The following is a 10,926-nucleotide window of genomic DNA, read 5'->3' on the forward strand; positions in this document are numbered from 1 at the left end:
GATCTGCGCACTTACCGGCGGCACCTCGCCGTCGTCAGCCAGCAGACCATCCTGTTCAACGGCACACTGCGGGAGAACATCGTTTACGGGCGGCGGGACGTCAGCGAGGCGGTGTTGCAACGTGCGATTGAGGACGCGAACGCGGCGGAATTCATCCGCAGCCTGCCGCGGGGGCTCGAGACGGAAATTGGAGCCGGTGGCATCCAGCTCAGCGGCGGCCAGCGGCAGCGGGTTGCCATTGCCCGCGCGTTGTTGCGCGATCCGCGGGTGTTGATTCTTGACGAGGCGACCAGCGCGCTCGACGCGGACAGCGAAGCCATCGTGCAGCAGGCACTTGAACGTTTGATGGCGGGACGAACCGCCTTCATCATTGCGCACCGGCCGGCCGTTCTCCGTCAGGCGGACCGTATTTTGTCCCTTGAGAAAGGGGTCCTTGCGCAAACACAAATTCGGGTTGAACCAAAATGAACCAGATGAAGGCACACTTCAAAATGCTGCTGGGCGCCGTGCTTTGCGCGGCGGCCTTGATCGCCTTGCCGTCACCATCCCGCGCTGGCGGCGCCGACACAACCGCGCGGGTCCAGTGGTGGAGGGAGGCGCGCTTCGGCATGTTCATCCATTGGGGACTCTATGCGATTCCAGGGCGCGGTGAATGGGTTCAATGGAATGAGCAGATTCCCGTGAACGAATACGCCAAACTTGCGGATGAGTTTGTCCCGACCAACTTCAACGCCGACGCCTGGGCGGAACTCGCGAAGTCCGCCGGCATGAAATACATGGTGCTGACCTCCCGGCATCACGACGGTTTCGCACTCTTCAACGACGGCACGAACCAATTCACCAGCGTGAACTCCGCCGCGCATCGCGACTTCGTTGCTGAATACGTGACGGCCGTGCGCAAGGCCGGGCTGCACGTCGGCCTCTATTACTCGCCGCTCGACTGGCGGTTTCCCGGTTACCTCATGCCCGACCTGCAACGCGAGAGCGCGGAGGCCATGCGCGAACAATATCACCGGCAGGTGCGGGAGCTGCTGTCCAATTACGGGAAAATCGACGTGCTCTGGTTTGACGGCGGTGAGACGGACTGGCTGAGTTTTGGCGGCGACTGGCAAGGCGCGGAGTGGAGGAAGCGGCCGAAGGACCAGCACTACCGGGGCGGCTTCACCTGGCAGCATGACCAGGTTTACGCAGTGCTCCGCCGTCTGCAGCCGGACCTGCTCATCAATGGCCGCGCAGACATGCCGGAGGATTTTCACTCGCGCGAGGGCTACGGCGCACTGGGTGGTTTTGACCGCGAGCATCCGTGGGAGTTGTGCGTGCCAATGGCCGGGGCGTGGGGTTATCAGCCGAATCGGAAGCCGAAGCCGCTCAAGGAATACATCCAGTTGCTCGCCAAGGTGGCCGGTCGCGACGGCAATCTGTTGATGAACGTCGGACCGGATCGCAATGGTCAGATTGATGATTCGCAGGCGGAGCGGCTCCGCGAAATCGGTGCGTGGCTGAAGCAATATGGCGAAAGCATCTACGCCACGCGCGGCGGGCCGTTTCTGCCCGGCGACTGGGGCGCTGCAACCTGTCGGGACAGGACGGTTTACGTCCACGTTCTGAAATGGCCGGAAGGGAAATTGGTTTTGCCCGCGCTTTCCGCCCGGGTGACCAGGGCCGCGGTTTTGCACGGCGGCGCGGCAAGCTTCCATCAGAGCGACAGCGGCATTGAGCTTTCCGTTCCCGGGCCGGCGCGGAACGACATGGATACGATCGTGGTCTTGCAGTTGGATGCACCGGTCGACGCCCTTCAGCCCATCAAATAAATGAGCCAGCGCCCCTTTCTTAGCATCTGGTTCGGAAACTTTTTCGAACCGTTTTATGGTGATTTCGAGGCAACCCGGCGGGGCATTGCCGAGGTTGCGAGCCTGGGGTTCAACAGCATCAACCTCGACTCGAAGGCGTGGGAGGATTTCTTTGCGCGGTATCGGGGCGAACCGGCCAGCCCGTATGTTGCCATGCAGGAGTTCATGATGGCGGAGATGGCGAAGCACGGACTCGATTACACCTGCCTCGCGCTTTATCTCTGCGGCGACAACCTCTACCCGAACATCCGCAGCGTGCCGCCCGTGCGCGGCGAAGAGCCGCTGCGCCCGGACGGCCAGCCGATGGGCACCTACAAATACTGGTCGCCCAAGGCGCAGGCCACGATGGTGGAACACGTGAAGGGTTTGCTGAAACTTTACGGTCCGGGCATGCGGCGTCGCGCCGACGGGCGCATCATCCTGCAAACGATGTTCGAGCCGATTCCCAAGCCAAGCTTCGATGCGGAGGGGAGGGAGAAGTATCTCACCTGGCTGGAGCAGCGCTACGGCGGCGACATCACGCTGCTGAATCAGCACTACGGGCTCGCAGCGAAGTCCTTCGGTGAACTCAAGCCGGAGGAATACTGGCTGCGCCCGGAGGAACTGAGCTGGGTCGGCTGCGCGCGGCCCACGGCGGAGGATTTTGCCCGGCGCACGCCGGATTTCTGGCGCTGGATTGACAACCAGACGCACCTCGCCGGGGTGCTCGAAGCGTATCTGGCGACGATGCTCAAGCACTGGCGCATGCTGGATGAGAAGATTTACGTGGAGCCGCTGCTGCACCAGTGGGGCTATTTCTTCAACCCGCCGGGACAAATTGACTGGCAGACGGGCCAGCGTGCACTGGACATTTACCGGTGCGCAAAGCACGTGGACAGCGTGTTGTTCATCGGCTTTCCCTTGAATGCGGAAAATCGTGCCGATGCGATGGCGCTGAGCGTCGAGGGATCGATCCTGCGCAACGCGAACACGCACCGGCCGTTTACGGCGGGCTTGTATCTCGGCCGTCATGTGAACGGCGATATTTACCGCGTGGTGCCGCCGGCGGAGGCCATTGCCACCCACATCGCGAATGGCGCGAAGGGCCTGCACATTTACGGTTACAGCGGACTGGACGACGGCGGCGTGCTGTTTCGCATGGACGAGTTGTTCAAGGACTCGCTGCGGGCGGGGAATCGCTGGGCGGCCGAGATTATTCCTCTGCTTGATGCGCCGCGCGCCAAGGAAGTGGCGCTGCTGTTTCCGGCGGAGATGAGTCTTTACGAACCGCTCGAGGTGGACCCGGGCGGGCGGCATCGCATGGACTTGCTGGGCTGGTATCAGCAATTCACCGATCTCGGTTGGCACGTAGACATTTTGCATCCGGAGCAAGTGGCGGACGGCGTGCTGGCCGGATACAAAACCCTCGTTGTCCCGCACAACTCGCTCTATGACCTGTCGCATGCCGCTGGACTGGTGGGATGTCTTTCGCACTACGACAGCGCGGGTTTGGAAGCGGCGGTGAAACAATTCGTGACCGGCGGCGGAACCCTCTTTCACGGCCCCGGCTGCGGCCTGGTCCAACGCGTGTTCGGCCTCGAAGAGGAAGGCGTCGCATTCGACTGCATCCGGTGGCACGAGGAGATTATTCCGCACGGCTGGTCCACGGTGGCGTTCAAGGGCGGTAATGCGCTCGGCACCTACATTCAGTCCGGCAAAACGGCCCTTGCGGAAACCAGGTTCGGCGTCGGCAAGGTGTTTTCGTTTGGCTTCGAATACGGTTACAGCTATTCGCGGCGCACGATGCCGATCGTGCCGCCGCTCTACGGCAAGCGTGAGCTGCATCCGGTCGTGCTGCTGCGCGAAACGCCGGTTGCCGCACTGGCCGGCCAATCCCCGCTGCTGCCGCTGGCGCCGGTGAAGGGCGTCGAGTTCGCGCGCTTCGGGGACAAATTGGTCATTGTGAACCACCGGTCGAGTCCGCTCGACATCCGCGGCCTCAAGGCGAAGCGGGTGATTGAACTTGTGCCGTCCGTGCCCGGCTGGCTTGCGGGACATTCAGCGGTGTATCTGGAACTTTGACATGAGACCCCCGCAATATTCATCGTTTCGGCCCGGTGCTTTGTGGCTGGACAACCATGGCGTTCACATCAACGCGCACGGCGGCGGCGTGCTGTTTCACGACGGTGTTTACTACTGGTTCGGCGAGCACAAGATCGCGGGCGAAGCGGGCAACGCGGCGCATGTCGGCGTGCATGTTTACGCCTCGCTGGATCTTTACAACTGGACGGATGAAGGCGTTGCACTGCCGGTCAGCGATGAGCCGGGCTGCCCCATCACGCGCGGCTGCATCCTCGAGCGGCCCAAAGTCCTCTTCAATCCGGACACGAAAAAGTTTGTGATGTGGTTTCACTTGGAGCCGAAGGACGCGGGCTATAGCGGTTCGTTGAGCGGCGTGGCGGTGGCGGATCAGGTCACCGGGCCGTATCAATTCCTGCGGGCGTTCCGGCCCAACGCCGGCGTCTGGCCGCTGAACGTGCCGGAGGCGGACCGCCACGAATTGAGTGTTACAGAACGCGAGCGGCTGGACGCCATGGATCTGGGCGGCGGACCGCGTCCGTGGTATCCGAAGCAACTGCTCTTTCGCCGTGACTTCGCGGGCGGCCAGATGGCACGCGACATGACGCTGTTTGTGGATGACGATGGCGGCGCGTATCACATCTACGCATCGGAGGGGAACGGCACGCTTCACATTTCCAGGCTCAGCGATGATTTTCTTTCGCCGGCCGGGCAATTTGTCCGCGTGCGGCCGGGGCGTTTCAACGAGGCGCCGGCACTGTTCAAGCGCAGCGGCCGCTATTTCATGTTCACCTCGGACTGCACCGGTTGGGCGCCCAATCCGGCCCGCCTGCTGGCGGCGGATTCCATTTGGGGTCCGTGGGAAGAACTCGGCAATCCGTGCCTCGGCGACGGCCTGCAAATTGCCAGCACGTTTGCATCGCAATCCACTTTCGTGCTGCCGGTGCACGGTCTGCATGACGCCTTCATCTTCATGGCGGATCGCTGGCGGCCGGAGAATGCGATCGATGGTCGTTACGTATGGCTGCCCATCGAGTTCCGGCACGGCGTGCCGGTGCTGGTCTGGCGTGATGAATGGACGTTGGATTGCTTCCCCGCCTGATTGCCGACGCGTGGAACAGGGGCCGTGGCGCCGGCCCAGCCCGTCCGGGCGGGGAACGTCCCGGGGTTATCGCTGGCGCAAGATGGCGGCCTTTTCCTTGAGCGCGGCCACTTCCGTTTCCGCCCTGGCCACGGAACCGGACTTCACCGTTTTTTCGCGTGTGTAGCCAACGTAATCGCGCCACGCAGTGGAACGTTTCTCCCGCTCCTGGCGGATGACCGGGAAGAGCGGATCCTTTTCCACCGTCGCGAGCGTCTGCGTGAGGTCGCCGGCTGGCATGGACACCCCGAGCGCGCGCAAAATGGTTTGCGCCATCAGCAGATGGCCTGCCGCCGCGGGGTGAATGCCATCCGCCGTGAAACTGAAGCGCGGGTTCGTTGTGCGCGCGCGGGCGATGAAATCCGCCATGGGCGTGTGCAAGTCCACCACCAGCATGGCCTCGCCGGCCGGCAGTTGTCTTTCCCACTGGGCGTAATCGCGCAGGACGGCATCATAATTTGTGAAGGGTTTTGCGTAGCTGAAGTCAGGCGCATCAGCGGCCTGCGCATGCGGCACCGGTAACGGATCGAACGGCGTCGGCGTGAGCAAAATCAACTCCGCGCCCGCGGCGTGAACCGTCCGGCTCAGGCGGTGGATGCCATCCTCGAAAGCGTGCAAACGTTCGGCACTTTGCGGGTGATAGATGCCGTCATTCATCCCGTAGCAGGCGACGACGGTTTGGGGTTTCACCAGCTCCAACGCGCGGGCCAGCCGCTCGAACACACACGGGCGCGGAAACGGATGGGTTTTTTCCGAAAGCCCGGACACGGTTTCGCTGGCCAGGCCGATGGCCACAAAGTCGAAGTTTGTGCCGGTGAAATCGCGGTTCAGATAATACTCGACGAACGAAACATATTTGCCGTCTTGCGTGATGCTGTCACCCAGCCAGAGCACGCGCCGGTTCATCAGCGCTTGCAGCGGCTTCGTCGAGGCGGCTTCCGGGGTGGCGTGTGTCAACGCCTGCGCCACCGCTTCGGCCATGAGCCGGGCGCCGGTGGCGTTCGGATGGACCGTGTCCGGAAACAATTCAGGCCGGTTCGCGAGCGCCGTGTGCAGGTCGATGATTTCGGCATGATCCGCATGCGCGACCTGCTGAATCATCGGAATCATCTCCTCGCGGATGGTCTTGTCGTTGATGCCCCAGCGCCCCGGATAATCGGGGGTGGGAAAGCACACGCAAACCCGGACGGTGGGATTCGCCGCGCGGAACGCGGCAATCAGCGCGCGGTAGTCGCGCACAAAATTCGTGCCGTATTGCCAGTTGTTGATGGCCTTGGCGGACTCAAGGCTGTCGTCGCCCGGATGCTTGCTGTCATTGGCGCCGAGATCGATCACCACAATGTCCGGCTGGAACGCGAGGGCGTTGGTGTAGGCGGAGGTTTTGACGTAGGGCCGGTCCGCCTGCGTCAGCAAGGTGGTTGCGCTGACGCCGAAGTTGCGCACGTCGTAATTCGTTCCGAGCTGGCGCGCAAGCTGGGCCGGGTAGGAATTGTGTTCCCGGTCGGCAATCCCGTGACCGTAAGTGATGCTGTCGCCGACACACGCCACGCGCGTGGGTTGGGCGAGGGCGGTGAAACTGATAAAACCAATGACCGTGAGGGCGAGGACCGGGCGGAGGAGGGGGCGGAACGACTGAGTCATGGCACTCAATGTCGGCGCCGCCGGGCGTTACTGGCAAGCCTCGTTTCGGCCGTCACAGGGCAGAAAAAATCCCTGCCGTCGCGCGGGCGATGGCAGGGATGAGCGGGAAAGGGCTGGTCAATTAATTTGCGCGTCCTTCGTTGTTCGGAAACGCCACGCGGGCTTCCTTGGCCACGTCCGCGTTGGCGGCCATGGGATGCAGCCGGAAGCGGTAGCTGTAGTCCTTGCAGGGCAGCAAGAACTCCTTGTGCGGCCAGGCGCCCCAACTGTTGTCGCCACCAACGCCCTGCTGTTGCAGGTCGAGATCCAGCGTGACGTAATCACGGTGGGGCAGTTGGAACGGATGCTTGGCGGCGTTCAAATCTTCCGTGCCATAATGCAGTGCGTTTGCGCTCAAGAGTGGTTCGCCCACGGCCAGCAGGCCGACCTTGCCATTGCTCAGGGCGATCCAGCGGGCATCGGCCTTGTTGCCGGTTTCGCCGGCCTTCACATAACCGGCGTAGAACTGGTCTTCCACCGTGCCGGAATAGACGCCGACGCGGGCATCCCTGCGGTCGCTGTATGTCTCCTGCGGCCCCGGTCCGAGCCAGGTGACGCGTTCAAAGCCGGCCGGCAGGGTCAGTTGCATGCCCATCCGGACGAGCGGCGGCAGATTGCTCTTCGTCGGGTTGAAGTGCGCGGCCACGACGACGTCGCCGCTGCCATAGACGGTGTAAACCGTCTCCCACGACGCGTTCACCTTGGGCAGGAGCGACGTCACTTTCACCGACAAACTGCCGTCCGCATTCGGCGCGGCGGTAAACGCCGTGACCTTCGCGTCCTCGTGGGCGTTGCGCCAGATGCCCTGCGACTTGAGCATGTTGCGGCCGCGGTCGTTGTCGATTTCGGCCCGCCAGAAGTTGGGCCGCAACGGTGAGCGAACCAGCTCCTCGCCCTTGAACTTCAGCGACGTCAGCGTGCCGGCGTGCTTGTCAAACGTGGCGGTGAAGTTGGGCCCCATGGCGGTGAGCGCATCCGCCGTTTCCGTGGTGCGCACCTTGGGGAACCGGGCGACGGGCGCCACCGTTGCGGGCGCGGCGTCCGGCAGCTTGAATTCGTCCCACGCAATTTCGTGTCCTGCCCTGGCCCACGGTTGGTCTGACTTCAACGTGAAGCTGACGCTCAGGAAGTATTCCACACCGGGTTGGGGCTGGAACGGCTTGACGGGCACAACGAGCTCGGCGCTTGCGTGCGGCGCCAGATCGGGCGTGGGCAGTTCGCCCGATTGCAGCACCAGCCCATCGCCGGTCAGGCGCCAGTGGAGCACCGCAATGTCCTTCGGGTTCGTGAAGTCGTAGTAATTCTTCAACGTCAGCTTCCGCGCCGCGAGGTCGGCGGGCTGGCAGTGCAGGTATTGATACACGTGCTTCACCTCGAACAGGCCGGGATGCGGTTCGCGGTCCGGCGTGACCAGCCCGTTGCAGCAGAAGTTGTCGTCGCTCGGCACGTCGTTCGGGCCGAAATCGCCGCCGAAGGCCCAGAAGGTGTCCTTGCCCGGCGCCGTGCGGTTGAAGTGGGCGATGGGCAGCGACTGCTGTTTCTGCCGCAGGCCCTGATCCACCCAGTCCCAGATGAACCCGCCCTGCAGGTGGGGCTTCGTATAAATCAAGTTCCAGTAGGACCAGAAATCACCGCTGCTGTTGCCCATGGCGTGTTCGTATTCGCACATGATGAATGGACGCGTTTGCGGTTTGGACGAATATCGCTCCAACGTGTCGGGGCCGGGATACATCGGGCAGATGATGTCGGTGTGTGGATCGTTCCCAGCCCGCTCGTAGTGAACCGGACGGCTCGAATCGCGCTGATGAATCCAGTCGGAGGTCGCTTCGAAGTTCGGGCCGAATCCGGCCTCATTGCCGAGCGACCAGATGATGACCGACGGGTGATTCTTGTCGCGTTCAACCATGCGCACCGTGCGGTTCATGTGCGCGTCGGCGTAGGCGGGATCCTTGGCCAGCGTGTGCTCGCCGTAACCCATGCCGTGGCTTTCAATGTTCGCCTCGTCAATCAGGTAGATGCCGTAGCGGTCGCACAGGTCATACCACGCCGGCTGGTTCGGATAATGCGAGCAGCGCACGGCGTTCAGGTTGAACCGCTTCATGGTCAGGATGTCCTTGAGCATCGAGTCCGGCGTGATGGCCTGACCCAGGTCGGGATCGTGCTCGTGGCGGTCGGTGCCTTTGATGAGAATGCGCTGGCCATTGACGAGCAGATCGCCATTTTTGATTTCCACCTGACGGAAGCCCACGTTCATGGGGACGACTTCCAGGGTCTTGCCGCCGCCGTCCTGCACGGACACAAGCAGCTTGTAAAGGTTGGGCGTTTCCGCCGTCCACTTGAGCGGTTCGCTGACGGGCAGGGCGCCGGCCAGTTCGATTTCCTGGCCCGCGGGCACGTTTGTCATCAGCGTCGGGGAAAGCACCGTGGCGCCGCTCGGGTCGCGCAGTTCCGCCGTGATGGAGATGTCCGTGGCGGGACCGGCATTGGTCAGCCAGAGTTTGCCGGCGAGCTGGGCGTCGCGGTAGTCCGCGTCAAACGTGGTTTTCACTTCCAGGTCACGGATGTGCACGCTCGGCGGTGACCACAGATACACGTCGCGGAAGATGCCGCTCATGCGCCAGAAGTCCTGGTCCTCCAGATACGAGCCGTCGCACCACCGGAAATTTTCCACCGCGAGGAGGTTTTCGCCGGGCTTGAGATATTTGGTGATGTCGAATTCCACCGGCGTGCGGCTGTCCTTGCCGAGGCCGACCTTTTGGCCGTTCACCCACAGGTAAAAGAAGGAATTCACGCCGTCGAACGTCAGGAGCACGCGGCGGCCGTCCCAGTCCGGGGGCACGGTGAACGTGCGGCGGTAGGAGTTGACGGTGTTGTTCGGGTCATCCGGCGGCACGACTGGAGGCGTCGGTTCCTGGCCGTGCCACGTCCACGGGTAACGGATGTTCACGTAAATCGGGATGCCGTGGCCTTCCATTTCCACGTTGGCCGGGACCGGAATGGTGCCCCACTGCGAATCGTCGAAATCCGGCTGCCAGAAGTTGGGCACACGGGCGAGCTGGTTTGACGAGTAATGGTATTTCCAGGCGCCGTTAAGCGAGCGATAGAAGGGCGATTTGACGCGCTCGGCGTTGTCCACCGGGCCGATTTGGAGGGCGGTCGTCACGTCCGGACAAATGACCATGGTGGCGTGCGGCGCTTCATTGTTCACGCCGGTGAGGCGCGGGTTTTCCCAATCCGGGGGATCGGCGAGCCCGGCCATCACGAAAAGGCCAAGGGCGGCAAGCGGGAGCAGGCGGGCGGCAAGGTTTGTTGTGTTCATTCGCGGCGGCGTGTTGCGGGTCTGGTTTGTCTGTGTCATTGCGGAACGGCTTGCGTCAACCGAACGCCGGGCGGGTCCGCGTCCATTGTCCTTTGACGTGGATGCGGCGAACCACCGGCACGGCCAACGCGTTGATGCAAATACGCTAGCGGACGGCCGTTGACGCGTCATCTACCCGTTCGGGTGAATCCGCGAAGTGTGCCAGCAAGGGCCGCTGGCTGTCCATTCCGGAAGGACGGTCGCGCATCGGCGCAGGGCATCATTTGCCGTCGCGGTCATTCCAGGTGAATGATGCCGTGGCGGACGGCGGAGATGGCGGCCTGGGGGTTGTGGCGGTGCTCAGTCCATCCAGCAGCGTGCTCAACCCCGCAGGCTACGGCCAGGATGATGACCGCGGCCCGTTGCATGGGTGGCGCAGCCAAGAGGACGCCCGTTTTTACGCTGGCTTGACTGACGACCGGGGGCGACGCTATCAAGAACATCAATCCGGCAAGGTGCCCTCAACGCGGGCACGAGGTCCGCTTGAATTGCCATGAAGCCTGCCAGAATCGCCACGACGCGGCCCGCCGGGAGCAACATCTCCAGACGACGCGGGGCAAGCGCCACCGCAAAAGCAGACGGCGTGATTATCTCACGGGGCAAAGGCCGGCAGGCCGCGGTGAAGTTGGTCGGCCACCCGCGCCTGCCGCACAGCCCTGGCGCTGCGTCTTCGCTGCGGAGTGCGGAACGCCGCAAGGGGGATAAGAAGAAGGCGGAGATGGCGGCTCGACTGCGAAAAGAGACGACGATGAGCTGGCCGTGGATAGCCAGGCGGCTGGCGATGGGGCATTGGCGCACCGCAGCCAACGCGGTGCGTGCGCGAACGGTAAAATGAATGC

The 10,926-nt window shown here is 63.0% G+C and carries 7 protein-coding genes; 4 read left to right on the forward strand and 3 right to left on the reverse strand.

All coding sequences use genetic code 11. The features are described from left to right. The 4 genes from VFV96_08020 to VFV96_08035 all read left to right on the forward strand — a co-directional run. Window positions 1-468: ATP-binding cassette domain-containing protein (locus VFV96_08020; protein ID HEU5070344.1), on the forward strand; the 468-nt coding region annotated here is incomplete at its 5' end. A gap of 5 nt (window positions 469-473) precedes the next feature. After that, window positions 474-1,811, forward strand: a complete 1,338-nt coding sequence (locus VFV96_08025) for an alpha-L-fucosidase (GenBank protein ID HEU5070345.1) — start codon at window positions 474-476, stop codon at window positions 1,809-1,811. Next, on the forward strand, window positions 1,812-3,911 hold the full coding sequence (locus tag VFV96_08030) for a hypothetical protein (GenBank protein ID HEU5070346.1): 2,100 nt from the start codon (window positions 1,812-1,814) through the stop codon (window positions 3,909-3,911). A 1-nt stretch (window position 3,912) separates the two neighbouring features. Next, window positions 3,913-5,010 carry a glycoside hydrolase family 43 protein gene (locus VFV96_08035; GenBank protein HEU5070347.1) on the forward strand — a complete coding sequence of 366 codons (1,098 nt, stop codon included), beginning with the start codon at window positions 3,913-3,915 and terminating at the stop codon, window positions 5,008-5,010. A 66-nt stretch (window positions 5,011-5,076) separates the two neighbouring features. Here the strand turns inward: VFV96_08035 and VFV96_08040 are convergent, their stop codons facing one another. The 3 genes from VFV96_08040 to VFV96_08050 all read right to left on the reverse strand — a co-directional run. After that, window positions 5,077-6,690, reverse strand: coding sequence for a GDSL-type esterase/lipase family protein (locus VFV96_08040; protein ID HEU5070348.1), 1,614 nt, complete (start codon window positions 6,688-6,690; stop codon window positions 5,077-5,079). Window positions 6,691-6,811: 121 nt separating this feature from the next. After that, complete coding sequence (locus VFV96_08045; GenBank protein HEU5070349.1) at window positions 6,812-10,048, reverse strand: glycoside hydrolase family 2 TIM barrel-domain containing protein; 3,237 nt, start codon at window positions 10,046-10,048, stop codon at window positions 6,812-6,814. A 360-nt stretch (window positions 10,049-10,408) separates the two neighbouring features. Next, on the reverse strand, window positions 10,409-10,926 hold a 518-nt coding region (locus tag VFV96_08050), incomplete at its 5' end, for a hypothetical protein (GenBank protein ID HEU5070350.1).

The sequence above is a fragment of the Verrucomicrobiia bacterium genome (assembly GCA_035765895.1).
Lineage (GTDB): Bacteria > Verrucomicrobiota > Verrucomicrobiia > Limisphaerales > DSYF01 > DSYF01.

Coding starts and splice junctions, on each gene's coding strand:
- VFV96_08025 (HEU5070345.1), top strand. CDS start 474: ATGAAGGCACACTTCAAAATGCTGCTGGGCGCCGTGCTTTGCGCGGCG.
- VFV96_08030 (HEU5070346.1), top strand. CDS start 1,812: ATGAGCCAGCGCCCCTTTCTTAGCATCTGGTTCGGAAACTTTTTCGAA.
- VFV96_08035 (HEU5070347.1), top strand. CDS start 3,913: ATGAGACCCCCGCAATATTCATCGTTTCGGCCCGGTGCTTTGTGGCTG.
- VFV96_08040 (HEU5070348.1), bottom strand. CDS start 6,690: ATGACTCAGTCGTTCCGCCCCCTCCTCCGCCCGGTCCTCGCCCTCACG.
- VFV96_08045 (HEU5070349.1), bottom strand. CDS start 10,048: ATGAACACAACAAACCTTGCCGCCCGCCTGCTCCCGCTTGCCGCCCTT.